Here is a 17,068-nt window from a genome sequence, read left to right as displayed (position 1 = left end):
CTGGCCACGCTGTCCCGACTGGCCCCGGCCAAGGTCAACCTGTTCCTGCACGTCGGGGCGGTGCGGCCGGACGGCTATCACCCCCTGTCCAGCCTGGTCGCCTTCGCCGATGTCGGCGACCTCGTCACGGTCGAGCCCGCCGACCGCTTGTCGCTGACGGTCACGGGCCCGTTCGCCGGCGCGCTGGACGGGCAGGGGGACAACCTGATCCTGAAGGCCTTGCGGGCCCTGGCCGCCGACCGGGGCCTGTCGGATCTCCCCCTGCACGTGACCCTGGACAAGCGCCTGCCGATCGCGGCCGGGCTGGGGGGCGGATCGTCCGACGCCGGCGCGGCGCTGCGGCTCGCCGATGAGGCTCTGGGGTTCGGCCTGTCGGAGGATGCGCTCGAGGATCTGTCCCGTATCGTCGGCGCCGACGGTCCCATGTGCCTGCGCGCCCGCTCCGCCTGGGCGGAAGGGTTGGGCGAGGTCCTGGTCGAAGCCCCGGACCTGCCGTCCCTTCACGCCGTTCTCTACAACCCCGGTCGTCCGTCGCCGACAGGCGCGGTCTATCGCGCCTACGACGCCGATCCCTCGGGTAATGCACTGCGTCCGGCACCGCCGCCGGACTGGACCCTGGACGGGGTCATCCCTTGGCTCGGCGCCACGCGAAACGATCTGGAACCCCCCGCCGTCCGCCTCGAACCGGCCATCGCGGCCGCGCTGGAGGCCATGACCCGCCAGCCGGACGTGCGCTTCGTCCGGATGTCGGGATCCGGGGCGACGGTGTTTGGCCTGTTCGACACCGCCGGACAGGCCGCATCCGCCGCTGTGAACCTTCACAGTAATAACGGCTCAAGTTGGGCCGTGGCGACGCTTCTGGGCGGCAACACGGTCGTCAGCTAGGCAATAAGGCTATGTAACGGCGTCATCTCGACCGCGGCCTGTCAATGGCCACAAGATGACCAGAAGCTTCGCCTTGTTTCAAATCAGCGTGATCCGACATGGAACCTGTACCCGAGGTTGAGGCTTCTTATGCCTCGTAACACTCAGTTACGGGCCGCGATCAACTCCTCCCCGCTGGTCCGTGCAGCATTGAAAAGGAAACTGACATGCTTCGCACTCGCCTTCTGACCGCCACCGCCGCCATCGCTCTGTTCGGTGCCGGCTCCGCTTTCGCCCAGGACGCCATGGCTCCGGCCCAGACGCCCGCCACGCCGCCTGCCCAGTCGGCCGCGCCGACGCCGGTGCCGAATGAGGCCGTGACCCCGCCGCAGGCCGCCACGCCCGCAGCCGGCAACACCATCGTCGACGTTCTGAAGTCGAACGGCCAGTTCACGACACTGCTGGCGGCCATCGATGCGGCCCAGCTGACCGAGACCCTGACGTCGCAGCCGGCCATCTCGATCTTCGCCCCGACCGACGCCGCCTTCGCGGCCTTGCCCGAGGCGGAGCGCACGCGCCTGATGGATCCGGCCAACGTCAATGAGCTGCGCCAGCTGCTGCTGTATCACGTGGTCGTTGCCGACGTGAACTCAAGCCAGATCGAGGGCACCAAGGGTGGCGTCGAGACCGCGGCCCGCACCCAGGTCCAGCTGGACGGCACCGGTTCGGCCATCAAGGTCGACGAGGCCACCGTCACGACGGCTGACATCGACGCCTCCAACGGCGCGATCTTCGCCATCGACCGCGTCCTGAACCCCGGTGCCAGCCAGGTCGCCGCCGGTGACGCGGAAGAGGAGACCGCGGCTCCCGCCGAGGACGCCACCACGGCCGCTCCGCCCGCCGACGAGGCGACGGACGCCGTCGCACCGCCGACCGACGAATCCATGACCGGCGACGACATGGACAACGACTCGGCCACCACGGACGGCGAGACCTCGCCGCCGCCGGCCGACAGCACCATGGCTCCGGCGGGTTCGACCAACACGACCACGACGCCGCCGGCCACGACCACCAGCGCCAGTCCGACGCCGGAGGCCGTGCGCGCTCCGAACGGCCAGCCGGCCGAGAGCACGACCACCACGGCCTCGCCCCCGGTCCCGAACTCGACCGACGGCCAGACCGACGACATGGCTCCTAAGCCGCAGTCGTAATCTCACCCAAGCAGTGAGTTGAGTTGGAATGCGGCGGGCCCTAGGGTCCGCCGCCTTTCTCTTTGCCCAAAGACGTGCCGTGACCGAACCGCTCGCCTTCCAGGATCTAATCCTCACGCTCCAGCGCTACTGGGGCGATCAGGGCTGCGCGATCCTGCAGCCCTATGACATCGAGGTGGGGGCGGGGACTCTGCATCCGGCGACGGTGCTGCGCGCGCTGGGCCCCAAGCCGTGGAAGGCCGCCTACGTCCAGCCCAGCCGCCGCCCCGGCGACGGCCGCTATGGCGAGAACCCCAACCGCCTCCAGCACTACTACCAGTTCCAGGTCATCCTGAAGCCGAACCCGGACAACCTGCAGGAGCTCTATCTGGGCTCGCTGCGGGCCATCGGCATCGACCCGGCCCTGCACGACATCCGCTTCGTCGAGGACGACTGGGAGAACCCCACCGTCGGGGCCTGGGGCCTGGGCTGGGAGGTCTGGTGCGACGGCATGGAGGTGACCCAGTTCACCTATTTCCAGGGCGTCGGCGGTCTCGAGGTCGACGTCGTCTCGGGCGAGCTGACCTACGGGCTGGAGCGTCTGGCCATGTATGTCCAGGGCGTCGACAACGTTTACGACCTCAAGTTCACGAAGGACGGCACGACCTATGGCGAGGTCTTCCTCGAGAACGAGCGCCAGCAGTCGGAAGCCAATTTCCACGGCTATGACGTCGAGGGCCTGAAGCGCCGGTTCGAGGACATGGAGGCCGAGTCGTCGCGCCTGCTGGCCATGACCGGACCGCAGGGCCAGCCGCTGGTCCTGCCGGCCTATGACCAGGTCTTGAAGGCCTCGCACCTGTTCAACCTGATGGACGCCCGCGGGGCCATCGCGGTGGCCGAACGTCAGAGCTACATCGGCCGCATCCGCGATCTCTGCAAAGCCTGCGCCCTCGCCTATGTCGAACAAGAGCGGAAAACCGCCTGATGCCCCAGCTCCTGATCGAACTGTTCTCCGAAGAGATTCCCGCCCGCATGCAGGGCGGGGCCGCGCGCGACCTCGAACGCATGGCGACCGAACGGCTGAAGGCCGCCGGCCTGAGCTGGGACGCCCTGACCACCTGGGCCGGCCCGCGTCGGCTGACGCTGGTGATCGACGGCCTGCCCGCCGCCACGCCGGATCGCTCGGAAGAGCTGAAGGGTCCCCGCGCCAATGCGCCGGAACAGGCGCTGGAGGGCTTCCTGCGCAAGACCGGCCTGACGCGGGACCAGCTGACGGAGCGCGACGGCGTCCTGTTCGCCGTGATCGAGGAGGCGGGTCGTCCGACGACCACCGTGATCGCCGAGACCCTCGATCAGATCGTCCGCGCCTTCCCCTGGCCCAAGTCGATGCGCTGGGGCTCCGGCACCCTGCGCTGGGTACGCCCGCTGAAGCGGATCGTCGCCCTGTTCGACGAGGCCGTCGTGCCGTTCGCGATCGACGGCATCCAGAGCGGCGACGTGACCGAGGGCCACCGCTTCATGGGGGCGGGCCAACCGTTCGCGGTGAAGGACTTCGCCGACTATCGCGCCAAGCTGGACCAGCACTTCGTCCTGCTGGACGCCGCCGATCGCAAGCTGAAGATCCTCGAGGCCGCCCGCGCCGCCTGCCACGCGCGGGGGCTGGAGCTGGTCGACGACGACGGCCTGCTGGACGAGGTCGCCGGCCTCGCCGAATGGCCGACGCCGATCCTGGGCGACATGGACCCCCAGTTCCTCGCCCTGCCGCCCGAGGTGGTCCGCCTGTCGATGAAGGTCCACCAGAAGTATTTCGCCGTCCGCGACCCCGCCACGGGCAAACTGGCACCCAACTTCATCGTCGTCGCCAATGTCGAGGCTTCCGACGGCGGCGTGGCCCTGGCCGCCGGCAACTCCAGAGTCCTGTCCGCCCGCCTGAACGACGCCCGCTTCTTCTGGGACGAGGACAGGAAGACCGGCTTCGACGCCTGGAACGAGAAGCTGAAGGGCGTCACCTTCCACGCCAAACTGGGCACCCTGGCCGGACGCGTCGACCGCATCGCCGCCCTCGCCCGCGAGATCGCCCCGCTGGTCGGGGCCGACCCGGATCAGGCCGAAACCGCCGCCCGTCTGTCGAAGGCCGATCTGGCCTCCGCCATGGTCGGGGAGTTCCCGGAACTGCAGGGGATCATGGGCGGCTACTACGCCCGCGCCGACCACGGCGACGCCATCGCCGACGCCGTCCGCGATCACTACAAGCCTCAGGGCCCGGCCGACTCGGTCCCGACCGCGCCCCTGACGGTCGCCGTCGCCCTGGCTGACAAGCTCGACACCCTCGTCGGCTTCTTCGCCATCGATGAAAAGCCCACCGGGTCGAAGGACCCGTTCGCACTTAGGCGAGCAGCGCTTGGGGTGATCCGGTTGATCCTCGACAACGGTCAGCGCGTCGCTCTTATGCCTGTCTTCGGATCGGCGTTTGCCGAACTCTCGACGAAGGCTTGGGGTCGGCCGATCGCGCGTCTTGCTGATCTCGAGATTGCCGAAGAAGACGGCGAACTCACAACCGCGCAAACGGCTGAACTTGTACAATTGCGCGCAGCTGACGTTCAAGGCCGCGACCCCGTCGGTCACACCGTTGAGGATGATGTCGCAAACGTTGACGCGCTCCTCGCCTTCTTCGCCGACCGCCTGAAGGTCCTCCTGCGCGATCAGGGCAAGCGCCACGACCTCGTCGACGCCGTCTTCGCCCTGGGCGACGACGACCTCGTGCGCATCGTGCGCCGGGTGGAGGCGCTCGACGCCTTCCTCGCCACCGACGACGGGGCCAATCTGCTGGCCGGCTACAAGCGCGCCTCCAACATCCTGAAGGCCGAGGCCAAGAAGGGCGAGGTGCCGACCGGCATGGTCGCCACCGGCCTGGCCAACCAACCCGAGGCGGAGACGACGCTGGCCTTCGCCACCGACGTCGCCCGCACCGCCGTCGACACCGCGCTGGAGACCGAGGACTTCGCCGCCGCCATGACGGCCCTGTCGCGCCTGCGCGCGCCCGTCGACGCCTTCTTCACCGACGTGATGGTCAACTCCGACGTCCCCGCCGAGCGCGACAACCGCCTGAAGCTGCTGGGACAGGTGCGGGATGTGATGGGCCGCGTCGCCGACTTCGGGCAGGTGGCGGGGTAGGGGCCTAAGTCCTCCACCAGACACAGCGGGCATTTGAACGGCCAAGCTGAGACCGGGGGGATATCCGCGCGTTCCGACGGCACCTCACCCGTCAGGACGCTCCCATGCCCAATACCAAGATCTCCACGACCCCCGGCAATGCCGGGGAGACCCATCAGACCGCCTCGACGCCGGAAACCCGGCTGACCACCAACCACGGCGTCCCCGTCAGCGACAACCAGAACACCCTGTCGGCCGGGCCGCGCGGCCCGCACCTGCTGGAAGACTTCGTCCTGCGCGAGAAAATCCAGCATTTCGACCATGAACGGATCCCCGAGCGGATCGTCCACGCCCGTGGCTCGGCCGCCCACGGTGTGTTCGAACTGACCGAGAGCCTCGCCGACTACACCACGGCCAAGATCCTGACCGAGGTCGGCAAGCAGACCGAGCTGTTCACCCGCTTCTCAACCGTTGCCGGCGGCGCGGGCTCGGTCGACACGCCCCGCGACGTGCGCGGCTTCGCGGTCAAGATGTACACCACCGAGGGCAACTGGGACCTGGTCGGCAACAACATCCCGGTCTTCTTCATCCAGGACGCGATCAAGTTCCCGGACCTGATCCACGCCGTGAAGATGGAGGCCGACCGCGGCTATCCGCAGGCGGCATCGGCCCATGATACCTTCTGGGACTTCATCGGCCTGATGCCCGAGAGCACCCACATGATCATGTGGGCCATGTCGGACCGCACCATTCCGCGCTCCCTGCGCATGATCGAGGGCTTCGGCGTCCACACCTTCCGGCTGGTCAATGCGGCGGGCGAGGCGACCCTGGTCAAGTTCCACTGGCGGCCGCGTCTGGGCACCCAGTCGACCTGCTGGGACGAGGCGGTCAAAATCGCGGGCGCCGATCCGGATTTCCACCGCCGCGACCTGTTCGAGGCCATCGACGCGGGCGACTTCCCGGAGTGGGATCTGGCGGTCCAGCTGCTGACGCAGGAACAGGCCGACTCCCTGCCTTTCGACGTGCTGGATTCGACCAAGCTGATCCCCGAGGAGCTGCATCCGCTGCGGGTCATCGGCAAGATGACGTTGAACCGGAACCCGGACAATTTCTTCGCCGAGACCGAACAGGTCGCCTTCCTGCCGACCAACATCCCGCCCGGCATCGACTTCTCGGAAGACCCCCTGCTGCAGGGCCGGCTGTTCTCCTACCAGGACACCCAGCTGTCGCGCCTGGGCACGGTCAACTTCCACCAGCTGCCGATCAACCAGGCCAGGGGCTGCCCGTTCCAGAACATGCAGCGCGACGGCCAGATGCAGATGCAGGTGCCCAAGGGCCGCGCCAACTATGAGCCCAACAGCCTGTCCCAGGCCGGCGAGGACGGCGGTCCGCGCGAGGACCCCAAGGGCGGCTTCCGCTCGTTCGAACAACCCGTCGAGGGCACCAAGGTCCGGATCCGGGCCGAGACCTTCGCCGATCACTATTCGCAGGCGCGGCTGTTCTTCCTCAGCCAGACCGAACCGGAACAGGCCCACCTGGCCAGCGCCCTGGTGTTCGAACTGTCCAAGGTGACGATGGACCACGTCCGCGACCGCGTTCTGGGCAATCTCCAGAACGTCGATGCCGGTCTGGCCCAGCGCGTCGCCGACGGCCTGAACATCAAGCTGCCCGCCGCCAATCCGGCCGCCAGCGAGCCTTATGACATGGACGCCTCGCCCGCCCTGCGCACGGTCGGCAAGTACCCCGACACGCTGAAGGGGCGCGCGGTCGGCATCCTGGTCAGCGACGGGGCCGACGGCGCGATCGTCGACGCGGTCAAGGCCGCGGCCGAGGACGCGGGCGCGACGGTCAAGATCGTCGCTCCGAAGATCGGCGGGGTCACCCTCAAGGGCGGCAAGAAGCTGAAGGCCGACGGCCAGCTGGCCGGCACGCCGTCGGTGGTGTTCGACGCCGTGGCCCTGGTCCTGTCGGAAGCCGGTTGCGCCGAGCTGACGAAGGAGGGGGCCGCGATCGACTTCGTCGCCCACGCCTTCGGCCACCTGAAGGCCATCGGCTACACGGCAGAGGCGCAGGCCTTGCTGGACAAGGCCAATGTCGAACCGGACGACGGCGTGGTGGATCTGGCGAACGGTGCCGACGGCTGGCTGGCCCCGGCCGCCATGCGCCAGTGGGATCGCGAGCCCAAGGTCCGCATGCTGGCCTGACCATCGACCCGGCGTCCCTGATGCGGGGACGCCGGGGTCGAAACAAGCCATCACCCTTTGTTACAACCCGGCCTCGCCTTCGCGCGCGCAGCAATGTAGTCAGGTTGGCATGCGAGCGGGATCAACCCGCCGATCACGACACCACCTCAGGGGATACCGATGACACAGTGGGTCTACGGATTCGGCGGCGGGTCCGCCGACGGCGACGCGTCCATGAAGAATCTGCTGGGCGGCAAGGGTGCCAACCTGGCGGAGATGTCGTCCCTGGGCCTGCCCGTTCCCCCGGGCTTCACCATCACGACCGAGGCCTGCGTCCACTATTATTCCAACGGCCACACGTATCCCGACGGCCTGCGTGACCAGGTCGCCGCCGGTCTGGCCAAGGTCGAATCGGTCGTCGGCAAAACCTTCGGCGACGCTGCCAACCCCCTGCTGGTCTCGGTCCGCTCCGGGGCCCGCGCTTCGATGCCCGGCATGATGGACACGGTCCTGAACCTGGGCCTCAACGACGAGACGGTCGAAGGTCTGGCGAAACTGTCGGGCGACCGCCGCTTCGCCTTCGACAGCTACCGCCGCTTCATCACCATGTACTCCAACGTGGTGCTGGGCCTGTCCCACGACGACTTCGAGGAGGTCCTGGACGACCACAAGGACCGTCTGGGCGTCACCGTCGACACCGACCTGTCGGCCTCGGACTGGGAAAAGGTCGTCGCCCAATACAAGACGGTGGTGGAGCGCGAGCTGGGCCAGCCCTTCCCTCAGGACCCGCATGAACAGCTGTGGGGCGCGGTTTCGGCCGTCTTCGCCAGCTGGATGAACGACCGGGCCAAATTCTATCGCCGCATGCACGACATCCCCGAGAGCTGGGGCACGGCCGTCAACGTCCAGTCGATGGTGTTCGGCAATATGGGCGAGACCTCGGCCACCGGCGTGGCCTTCACGCGCAACCCCTCGACCGGCGAGGCCCGCCTGTACGGCGAGTTCCTGATCAACGCCCAGGGCGAGGACGTCGTCGCCGGCATCCGCACGCCCCAGTCGCTGACGAAGGTCGGCCGCGAGGAGATGGGCGAGACCGCGCCGTCGATGGAAGAGGCCATGCCCGCCGTGTTCGGCCAGTTCGTCGACGTCGTCGGCAAGCTGGAGACCCACTATCGCGACATGCAGGACATCGAGTTCACGGTCGAACAGGGCCGTCTGTGGATGCTGCAGACCCGCAACGGCAAGCGCACCGCCAAGTCGGCGCTGAAGATCGCCGTCGATCTCGCCGCCGAAGGCGTCATCTCCGAGGAGGAGGCCATCAGCCGGGTCGAGCCGTCGGCTCTGGACCAGCTGCTGCACCCGACGCTGGACCCGAACGCCGCCCGCACCGTGGTCGCCACCGGCCTTCCGGCCTCGCCCGGAGCCGCCACCGGCAAGATCGTGTTCGACGCCAACGAGGCCGAGCGTCTCGGCCAGCTGGGCGACGCCGTCATCCTGGTCCGCGAGGAAACCAGCCCCGAGGACATCCACGGCATGCACGCCGCGCGCGGCATCGTCACCGCCCGCGGCGGCATGACCAGCCACGCGGCCGTGGTCGCGCGCGGCATGGGTCGCCCCTGCGTGTGCGGGATCAACGCCCTGTCGATCAACGAGCACGCGGGCACCTTCAGCGCCAACGGCCGCACCTTCAAGGCGGGCGAGATCATCACCATCGACGGCTCGAAGGGCGAGGTGCTCGAAGGGTCCGTGGCCATGATCGAGCCCGAGCTGACCGGCGACTTCCAGACCCTGATGGCTTGGGCCGACAAGGTCCGCCGCCTGAAGGTCCGCGCCAATGCGGAGACGCCGCTGGACGCCAAGACCGCGCGCGGCTTCGGGGCCGAGGGCATCGGCCTGTGCCGGACCGAGCATATGTTCTTCGACGAGGCCCGGATCGCCGCCGTGCGCGAGATGATTCTGGCCGACGACGAGAAGGGCCGCCGCACGGCGCTGGCCAAGATCGAGCCGTTCCAGAAGTCGGACTTCGTCGAGCTGTTCACCATCATGGCCGGCCTGCCGGTCACGGTGCGCCTGCTCGATCCGCCGCTGCACGAGTTCATCCCGCACTCCGACGAGGACATCGACGCCCTGGCGGCGACGAGCGGCATCGACGCGGCCAAGCTGAAGCGCCGGGCGCGCGAGTTGCACGAGACCAACCCCATGCTGGGCCACCGCGGCTGCCGCCTGGGTGTCGCCTATCCCGAGATCTACGAGATGCAGGTCCGCGCGATCCTGGAAGCCGCGCTGGAGGTGAAGAAGACCGCCGCCGAGGCGCCCATCCCCGAGATCATGCACCCCCTGGTCGCCATGGGGCTGGAGATGAAATACCTGCGCGAACTGACCGACCGGACGGCCAGGGATGTCTTCGCCAAAGCCGGCGACACCGTCGACTACCTGGTCGGCACCATGATCGAACTGCCGCGCGCGGCCCTGCGCGCCGGGGACCTGGCCGAATACGCCGAGTTCTTCTCCTTCGGCACCAACGACCTGACCCAGACGACGTTCGGCATCAGCCGGGACGACTCCGGCCGCTTCCTGCAGGCCTATATGGACAAGGGCATCTTCGAGACCGATCCCTTCGTCCGTCTGGACCAGGAAGGCGTCGGCGACCTGATCCGCATCGCCGCGGAGCGGGGCGGGGCGGTCCGTCCCGACATCAAGATGGGCATCTGCGGCGAGCACGGCGGCGATCCCGCCTCGATCGCCTTCTGCGAGGAGGTGGGCCTGGCCTACGTCAGCTGCAGTCCCTATCGCGTGCCGATCGCCCGCCTTGCGGCCGCCCAGGCGGCGCTGGTCCACCGGGGCGGCGAGGCGCGCGAAAAGGACCGCTAGACCCCTCCGGGATCAGGTCGCGTCGCAGGTGACGCCGACGTTCAGGCGCTGGATGACGGCCTTGGCCTCGTCGAGATAGCCGTCGATGCCGCCGGCGGTGAAGTACCAGCCGATCGTGTCCTGCTCGATCGCGACGCCCGGATAGGCGGCCTGCAGCGCGGCCAGGGTCGACCCCACGTGGATTCCCCCGGCTGTCGACAGGTCGGGGGCCGTGGTCTGCCAGCCCGCGAAGGCGTCCTGCTGGAACAGCAGGTGCAGGCCATTGTCCCAGGACACGTGGTCCATCGGACCCGCGCCGCATTCCTCGAAGGCGTCGGTGACGGCCGGCGGGCCGCCGATCGCGGCGGTCACGGCGGCCACGGTCGCGACCTTCGAGGCGCCGATGGCCACCGTCGCCCCGTCCACCGTCAGACCGACGGCGTCCAGGACGATCGACGCCGCCTGGACCTGTGCGGGCGCAGGCGCTTCTGCGGGCATCCCGGCGGGCACCGGCGCTTCCGCAGCCACCGGGTCGGCGGGCGCGCTACAGGCCTGCAGCGCCAGAACAGCGACGGCGACGGACACGGCGAACTGGAACTTCATGGCGATTCTCCCCCGGCCGCCCCCTGCGGCACGGCAGAGCTTAGACCGCCGCCCGCTCCGCGACCAACCGGCGGCTCGCCCGGATCATTGCGGCCCGACGTCACGGACCCTAAGTGCGCCCCATGACCTCACCCCCAGGGCTTTCCATCGCCGTTGTCGGCCCCGGCGCCATCGGCGGCACGGTCGCGGCCTGGCTGTCGCGCAGCGCGCGGGTCGCATCGCTCACCCTGTGCGCGCGCACCCCGCTGGACCGGCTCGTGGTCGAGGCTCCCGACGGCCGCCGGATCGAGGCTCATCCGCGCGTGATCACGGCCCCGTCGGACATCACCGCGCCCGTCGACTGGGTCCTGGTCGCCACCAAGGCCTATGACGTCGCCGCGGCCTCCGCCTGGCTCGCCCCTCTGGTCGGCCCCAAGACCCGCGTGGCGGTGCTGCAGAACGGGGTCGAGCATGTGGAGCGGTTTGTCCCTTTCGTCGCGGCCGGGCGGATCGTCCCCGTGGTCGTCGACATCCCCGCCGAGCGGACCGCGCCGGGCCGGATCCACCACCGCCGGGAAGGCACGGTCGTCGTCCCGGCCGGCCCGGCGGGCGACGCGTTCGTGACCCTGTTCGCCGAAAGCCCCATCGCGGCCTCGACCACTGACGATTTCACCACCGTGGCCTGGACCAAGCTGGCCCTGAACTGCGCCGGAGCCGTCAACGCCCTGACCGGCCGGCCGGGCGGCGTCGTGCGCGAGGCGGGCATCGCCGACCTGATGCGCGGCATGGTCGAGGAATGCGTCCGCGTCGGCCGCGCCGTCGGGGCCGACCTCGGCGATCATCTGCCGGACTGGGTCGTCGAGCGGGCGGAGACCTCGCCGCCGGATTCGATCAACTCGCTGCTGGCCGACCGGCTGGCGGGTCGGCCGATGGAATGGGACGCCCGCAACGGTGTCATCGCCCGGCTCGGCGCCACCCACGGAATTGCCACACCTCTGAACCTCATGGCGGCAAACATTCTGGCCGTCATGAAATGAGGCAGCAGCGCGGCAAGTATAACGCCGTCTGTGCTTCGTCTCCCACAGTTTCGGTTCTGTAACGATTTGGCCATGGAACGGCCCGCCGGACTACCTACTTGTGCACTCGCTGGATGGGGCAGGGACGATTGGTCCCTCATCTAGGAGTATAAGAAACAATGCGTAACATTCTTCTCGCGACCGCCGCTTTGACCTTGTTCGCTGTGCCTGCCGCGGCGCAGAGCATCCAGACCCCGGCCTGGTCCGGCTCGGTCGGCTACACGCACCTCGACGGCGACAACGCCGACCTGGGGGCCATCACGGGCCGTCTCGACGCGCGCCTGCATCCGAACTTCGGCCTCGAAGGCGAAGCCTCGATCGGCGTCCGCGACGATGACATCACTGTCGCCGGCGTCACCGGCTCGATCGAGCAGGACTACGACGCGGCCGGCTATGCCGTCGGCTACCTGCCGATCAATCCGAACCTCGAACTGTTCGGCCGCATCGGCTACGGCACGACCCGGATCAAGGCGGACATCGCCGGCTTCGAAGCCAGCGAAGACGGCGAGAGCGTCAACTACGGCGTCGGCGCCAACTACTTCTTCGACGGCGTGAACGGCATCCGTGGCGACATCACGCGCCGCGACTTTACCGACGATAACGGTGGCAAGATCGACACCTACGGCGTCAGCTACGTGCGCCGCTTCTAGGACCTCGGACCTCCTCCCCGCGCAGAAGGCTCGGGGAGGAAGAGGTCTGCTTCGGTCACCCGGCCCGGAGATGGCCCGCTGCCCCGGCCCGGATCGTCCAGCCGTATTGGACTTACGTCCCGACAATGTACTGCTGTAATATCGACAATATTGAGAGACCGTTGTCTGTGTCTGTCGAGCAATAGCCGACATCTATACAGTGCAGACATCAGGAACCTCGCAGCCTGACGCCCGCTTACAAGACACGCTGGGTTGGCGTCGGGTATTCAAATGCTCGCAAATGACAAGGACACGACCATGATACGTACACTTCTCGCTGCCGCCGCTGTTGCTGCGATTGCCGTCCCCGCCGCGGCGCAGACGGCGTCCGAGCCGCGCGGATACGGCACCTTCGGCTATACTCACCTCGAGGGCGACACGCCGTCGGTGGGCGCTGTCACGGGCCGTCTCGGCGTCGACGTCCTGCCCTGGCTGGCCGTGGAAACCGAAGCCTCCATCGGGGTCAAGGACAACAAGTTCGACATCGCCGGCGCCGAGGGCACCAATGAGCACCAGTGGGACGCCGCCGGCTATGTGGTCGGCAAGATCCCGGTCGGTGATCGCTTCTCCGTCTTCGCCCGGGGCGGCTACGGCCACACCGAACTGACGCGGACGGTCGCGGGGTCGGAAACCGACATCGGCGGCGACAGCTGGAACTACGGGGCCGGTGCCGAGATGGCGCTCGGCGGCAATACGGGCGTTCGCGCCGACTGGACGCGTCGTGATTTCCGCGAGGGCGACGTCAAGGCGGACGCCTATTCGCTGAGCCTGGTCCGCCGCTTCTAGGTCCATCGGGCGGGAGGGTGGGGCTGTTGCCTCGCCCTCCGGCCTGACCGCCGGATCAGCCCGGTTCGGCGACCAGCGCCCAGCGCATCGACCCGTCGCCGAAAGGCCGGGTAAACCAGTCCGAATAGCGCTCGAACGCCTCGACCACGGCCTGGCGCAGGTCATGCGTGACGGGCTCGCCGCGTTGGCGCTTCAGCGCCGCGACACAGTCGATCACCACATTCTGATGCGCCGATCCACCGAGCGATTTCAGGACCGTGGCGACGTCACGCGCCAGCGATTCCAGGAAACTCGGGGATTTGGCGGGCGATTGGTTCATCGGTGGACTCCGTGCCGCTCGGTGTCGTGGTGGCCGATAGGTCACAGACTGCAACCCAAAGTGCAAGCTATGCCGGTGTTCGATGGGTCATCAGTTTGTGATCCGCGGATCGATCAGCGTTTTCGGACGAACACCGTGCCCGCCGAATAGCCCGCGCCGAAGCTGCAGATCAGCCCCGTCTCGCCCGCCTCGAACCCGTCATTGTGCAGGTGGAAGGCGATGATCGAGCCCGCCGAGGAGGTGTTGGCGTACTCGTCCAGGATGATGACGTTCTCGGCCTCGGACGGATCGCGGCCCAGCACCTTGCGGCCGATCATCGAGTTCATGTTGATGTTGGCCTGGTGCAGCCACAGCCGCTTCAGGGCGGTTGGATCGAGACCGAGGTCGCCCGCGTGGTCCACGATCATGTCCGACACCATCGGCACGACGTCCTTGAAGACCTTGCGGCCCTGCTGGATGAACAGCTTGTCGTCCTGCTGGCCGGCGGGGCGATCCGATCCGGCCTTCGCGCCCGTCTCCTGCGCCCAGCGGTTCAGGAAGCCGAAATTGTTGCGGATGTTGTTGGAGAAGACCGTCTTCAGCCGTGTGCCCAGGATGTCCCAGCCGCCCGGGCCCGCCGTGTCTGATGACTCGACGATCACGGCGGTACAGACGTCGCCGAAGATGAAATGGCTGTCGCGGTCGGTGAAGTTCAGGTGCGCCGAACAGACTTCCGGGTTGACCATCAGGACGGCCTTGGACGGGTCGTTGGCGATGAAGTCGGCCGCCGTCTTGATGCCGAAGGTGGCCGAGGAACAGGCCACGTTCATGTCGAACCCGAAGCCCTCGATCCCCAGCGCCTGCTGGATCTCGACCGCCAGGGCCGGATAGGGGCGCGGCATGTTCGACGCCGCGCACAGGACCGCGCCGATCTCCGAAACCGGCTTGCCCCAGGCCTCGATCGCCTGACGGGCCGCCTTCACCGCCATCTCGGCCATGATCGACAGCTCGTCGTTGGACCGTTCGGCCAGATGGGGCGCCATGCGCTCGGGGTCCAGGATGCCCGCCTTGTCGAGCACGAACCGGCTCTTGATGCCCGAGGCCTTCTCGATGAAGGCCTCCGACGACGGGGTCAGGGCGGCGACGTCGCCCTCGGCGATCTGGCCGGCGTGGGCGGCATTCCACCGTTCGGCCCAGGCGTTGTAGGCCTCCACCAGTTCGGCGTTGGAGATGGACTGCTCGGGGGTGAACAGGCCGGTGGCGGCGATAACAGCGTGGGTCACGGGTCGTGCGTATCCTTTGGGGACGCTCTCAATAGGCCGGTGGCGCGCGCCGGTCGAGACTGGCGTTGATGCCCTTCCACCAGCGGGCGATCTGGTTCGAGGGCGCGGCGGGCGGCGGGTCGTTGCGGGCCGCGATCAGGGCCTCGACCAGATCCTCGGCCTCGCACGGCCAGCCGACCGGCGTGACATAGATCGGGTAGTCGATCAGAGCCGCGGCGACCAGCGCGTCCAGGCTGGCCCGCCGGGTTCGCCGGTCGAAGGTCATGGCGTCGGTCGTCAGGCCCCAGCCGCCGTAGAAGGGCCGTCCATAGGTGGCCACCGCCTTGCCCCGCAGCAGGGCCTCGAACCCCGACAGCGAGGTCAGAGTGGCCAGCACGTCGCAGGCGTCCAGGCAGTCGACGATGTCCAGACCGTCCGCCGTCGCATCGACCGCCTCGATCGCCGAGGCATCCAGCATCCCCGGCCGGTTCCCGCTCATCACGTCGGGATGGTTGCGATAGATCAGGAAGGCGTCCGGGAAGTCCGCCCGCGCCGCCGCCACCAGCCCCGAGTTGGTGCGGATGTCGCCGCAGCCCTTCAGGATCGACTTGTCGTTCTCGACCTGACCGACGACCAGAACTTTCCGGCGGTCCGCCGGCCAGTCCGGTCGCGCCGTTCCGCCCGACAGATTGTATTTCGACAGCCCGGCCTCGACCACGCGGGCCCGCAGACGCGCCGCCCGGGCCAGTGTCGCCGCGTCCTGCCGACCCTCCTCGATCAGGGTCTCCAGACGCGACGGACGGGTCGGATCGTAATAGACGCCCTGGTCGTCCAGGGCGACGCTCAGCGCTCCGAAGAAGTCCGATCCCAGCCCGCGCGAACGGATGAACCCGTCCTCCATCCGCACCACCGGCACGACGGTCGCCGCCGCCATCGCCGCGATCGCGGGCGTTTCCTTGCCGGCCCAGTAGATCAGCCGACCCGACTTGGCCTGCGCCTTCCGCTCGGCGGTGGCCGGATTGCCGAAGTAGCGCAGCCGCGTGCGGGGGCCGTTCAGCAATCGGCGGATGGGGGGACGCTTGGCGGGCGAGAACCCCACCCCGGCCCAGTACCCGGCGAGGCGCTCGGCCCGGCCGCGCAGGGCGACCAGCCGTTCCAGCGCCGTCTCGACCTCGCATCGACGCCCGGTGACCGGATCGACGTAGCGGGTGTACTGGATCATGGCGGCGGCCACGACCGTCTCGATATCGCGGGCGACGCCCCGCCGCCCGGTGACGACCTCGTCGGTGGTCAGCCCCCAGCCGGAATAGAAGGCCGCCCCGAAACACCGCACGGGCAGTCCCCGCATCACGGCCTCGAACCCCAGGGCCGACGTCACGCACCAGACCTGGTCGACCTCGTCCAGCAGATCGGCCGGGCTCACGTCGGCGTCCAGAAGGGTGGTGCCGGTCAGGTCGGCCTCGGCGATACAGCCCTTCTTCCGGCCCGCCGCCACCGCCGGGTGGCGTTTGACGATCAGCTGGGCCTCCGGGTGTTCGGCCTTCGCGGTGGCGACCATGGTCGCGAAGCTGTGCGGTCCGGCCAGGCCGCAGGCGATGGAGGCATCCCCGGCTGTCTGGTCGACCAGCAGGATACGGGGCCGGTCCTGCAGGATCGCCCGGTCCAGCGGCCCGCCCATATTGGTCTTTGAGATCCCGGTCTCGACGATCCGGTCGATCAGCGCCCGGGCCCGGGTGCGCATCGCAGCGTCGCACCAGTCGGGGGCCGTCTCGATCCACCGCTCCAGCCGCGAGGGCCGCGTCGCGTCGTAGTAGATGCCCAGGTCGTCGACGATCAGGCTGACCGATGCCGCCCCCGTCTCGCCGAGGCCGATGGAGCGAAGGAAGCCGTCCTCGAGCGCCAGATAGGGTAGGCCCGTCCGCGCCGCGCGCTTTCGCCCGCTTCTCGACGACGGTTTCAGCCCCCAGCCGACGATGGCCTCGACCGGTGCCAGCGGGCTGGCCCGCAGCGACAGGTCGTCGAGGAAGGTCTTCAGGAACCGGACGTCCCATATGCCGGGCGAACAGACCCAGGTGCGACGAAGGGGGGGTGTTTGCAACTCAGGCACTTTCAGCGGATGGCCCGTTCATCGGCCG

The 17,068-nt window shown here is 68.4% G+C and carries 13 protein-coding genes; 9 read left to right on the top strand and 4 right to left on the bottom strand.

All coding sequences use genetic code 11. The features are described from left to right. From BRESU_RS13840 to ppdK, 6 genes are all read left to right on the top strand, one after another. Positions 1-885, top strand: a complete 885-nt coding sequence (locus tag BRESU_RS13840) for a 4-(cytidine 5'-diphospho)-2-C-methyl-D-erythritol kinase (RefSeq protein WP_013270182.1) — start codon at positions 1-3, stop codon at positions 883-885. A gap of 206 nt (positions 886-1,091) precedes the next feature. Next, entirely contained in the window at positions 1,092-2,075 is a 984-nt protein-coding gene (locus BRESU_RS16975) for a fasciclin domain-containing protein (protein ID WP_013270181.1), read from the top strand. A 28-nt stretch (positions 2,076-2,103) separates the two neighbouring features. After that, a complete protein-coding gene (locus BRESU_RS13830; protein ID WP_013270180.1) occupies positions 2,104-3,039 on the top strand; it encodes a glycine--tRNA ligase subunit alpha in 936 nt (311 codons plus the stop codon). Further along, on the top strand, positions 3,039-5,228 hold the full coding sequence (glyS, locus tag BRESU_RS13825; protein ID WP_013270179.1) for a glycine--tRNA ligase subunit beta: 2,190 nt from the start codon (positions 3,039-3,041) through the stop codon (positions 5,226-5,228). Before BRESU_RS13830 ends, glyS begins: the two co-directional genes overlap by 1 nt. A gap of 104 nt (positions 5,229-5,332) precedes the next feature. Next, complete coding sequence (locus tag BRESU_RS13820) at positions 5,333-7,411, top strand: catalase (RefSeq protein ID WP_013270178.1); 2,079 nt, start codon at positions 5,333-5,335, stop codon at positions 7,409-7,411. A 159-nt stretch (positions 7,412-7,570) separates the two neighbouring features. Further along, a complete protein-coding gene (gene ppdK / locus BRESU_RS13815) occupies positions 7,571-10,261 on the top strand; it encodes a pyruvate, phosphate dikinase (RefSeq protein ID WP_013270177.1) in 2,691 nt (896 codons plus the stop codon). 12 nt (positions 10,262-10,273) lie between these two features. Here the strand turns inward: ppdK and BRESU_RS16970 are convergent, their stop codons facing one another. Then, positions 10,274-10,843 (bottom strand): hypothetical protein, encoded by a 570-nt coding sequence (locus tag BRESU_RS16970; protein ID WP_013270176.1) that lies wholly within the window; start codon positions 10,841-10,843, stop codon positions 10,274-10,276. Between the two features lie 122 nt (positions 10,844-10,965). Here BRESU_RS16970 and BRESU_RS13805 point away from each other — a divergent pair, with 122 nt between their 5' ends. From BRESU_RS13805 to BRESU_RS13795, 3 genes are all read left to right on the top strand, one after another. Beyond that, a complete protein-coding gene (locus tag BRESU_RS13805; protein WP_013270175.1) occupies positions 10,966-11,859 on the top strand; it encodes a 2-dehydropantoate 2-reductase in 894 nt (297 codons plus the stop codon). A 158-nt stretch (positions 11,860-12,017) separates the two neighbouring features. After that, positions 12,018-12,548, top strand: a complete 531-nt coding sequence (locus BRESU_RS13800) for a porin family protein (protein WP_013270174.1) — start codon at positions 12,018-12,020, stop codon at positions 12,546-12,548. 297 nt (positions 12,549-12,845) lie between these two features. Next, the gene (locus tag BRESU_RS13795) at positions 12,846-13,373 is read left to right on the top strand and encodes a porin family protein (RefSeq protein WP_013270173.1); all 528 of its coding nucleotides are present in this window, start codon (positions 12,846-12,848) and stop codon (positions 13,371-13,373) included. Between the two features lie 55 nt (positions 13,374-13,428). Here the strand turns inward: BRESU_RS13795 and BRESU_RS13790 are convergent, their stop codons facing one another. The 3 genes from BRESU_RS13790 to BRESU_RS13780 form a co-directional block, all read right to left on the bottom strand. Beyond that, the gene (locus BRESU_RS13790; RefSeq protein ID WP_013270172.1) at positions 13,429-13,692 is read right to left on the bottom strand and encodes a hypothetical protein; all 264 of its coding nucleotides are present in this window, start codon (positions 13,690-13,692) and stop codon (positions 13,429-13,431) included. A 113-nt stretch (positions 13,693-13,805) separates the two neighbouring features. Continuing rightward, the gene (locus BRESU_RS13785; protein WP_013270171.1) at positions 13,806-14,954 is read right to left on the bottom strand and encodes a beta-ketoacyl-ACP synthase III; all 1,149 of its coding nucleotides are present in this window, start codon (positions 14,952-14,954) and stop codon (positions 13,806-13,808) included. 28 nt (positions 14,955-14,982) lie between these two features. Next, complete coding sequence (locus tag BRESU_RS13780) at positions 14,983-17,040, bottom strand: capsular polysaccharide biosynthesis protein (RefSeq protein ID WP_425358211.1); 2,058 nt, start codon at positions 17,038-17,040, stop codon at positions 14,983-14,985. Positions 17,041-17,068: the final 28 nt, after the last annotated feature.

Origin of the sequence: Brevundimonas subvibrioides ATCC 15264, assembly GCF_000144605.1 — a bacterium.
GTDB lineage: Bacteria > Pseudomonadota > Alphaproteobacteria > Caulobacterales > Caulobacteraceae > Brevundimonas > Brevundimonas subvibrioides.
The sequence above is the reverse complement of the archived record's forward strand: the minus strand, read 5'-3'. Positions and strand labels throughout refer to the sequence as shown.

Excerpts from the sequence above, each read along its gene's own strand:
- BRESU_RS16975 (WP_013270181.1), top strand. The coding sequence starts at position 1,092 with ATGCTTCGCACTCGCCTTCTGACCGCCACCGCCGCCATCGCTCTGTTC.
- BRESU_RS13805 (WP_013270175.1), top strand. The coding sequence starts at position 10,966 with ATGACCTCACCCCCAGGGCTTTCCATCGCCGTTGTCGGCCCCGGCGCC.
- BRESU_RS16970 (WP_013270176.1), bottom strand. The coding sequence starts at position 10,843 with ATGAAGTTCCAGTTCGCCGTGTCCGTCGCCGTCGCTGTTCTGGCGCTG.
- BRESU_RS13795 (WP_013270173.1), top strand. The coding sequence starts at position 12,846 with ATGATACGTACACTTCTCGCTGCCGCCGCTGTTGCTGCGATTGCCGTC.
- BRESU_RS13800 (WP_013270174.1), top strand. The coding sequence starts at position 12,018 with ATGCGTAACATTCTTCTCGCGACCGCCGCTTTGACCTTGTTCGCTGTG.
- BRESU_RS13830 (WP_013270180.1), top strand. The coding sequence starts at position 2,104 with ATGCGGCGGGCCCTAGGGTCCGCCGCCTTTCTCTTTGCCCAAAGACGT.
- BRESU_RS13820 (WP_013270178.1), top strand. The coding sequence starts at position 5,333 with ATGCCCAATACCAAGATCTCCACGACCCCCGGCAATGCCGGGGAGACC.
- glyS (WP_013270179.1), top strand. The coding sequence starts at position 3,039 with ATGCCCCAGCTCCTGATCGAACTGTTCTCCGAAGAGATTCCCGCCCGC.
- BRESU_RS13790 (WP_013270172.1), bottom strand. The coding sequence starts at position 13,692 with ATGAACCAATCGCCCGCCAAATCCCCGAGTTTCCTGGAATCGCTGGCG.
- ppdK (WP_013270177.1), top strand. The coding sequence starts at position 7,571 with ATGACACAGTGGGTCTACGGATTCGGCGGCGGGTCCGCCGACGGCGAC.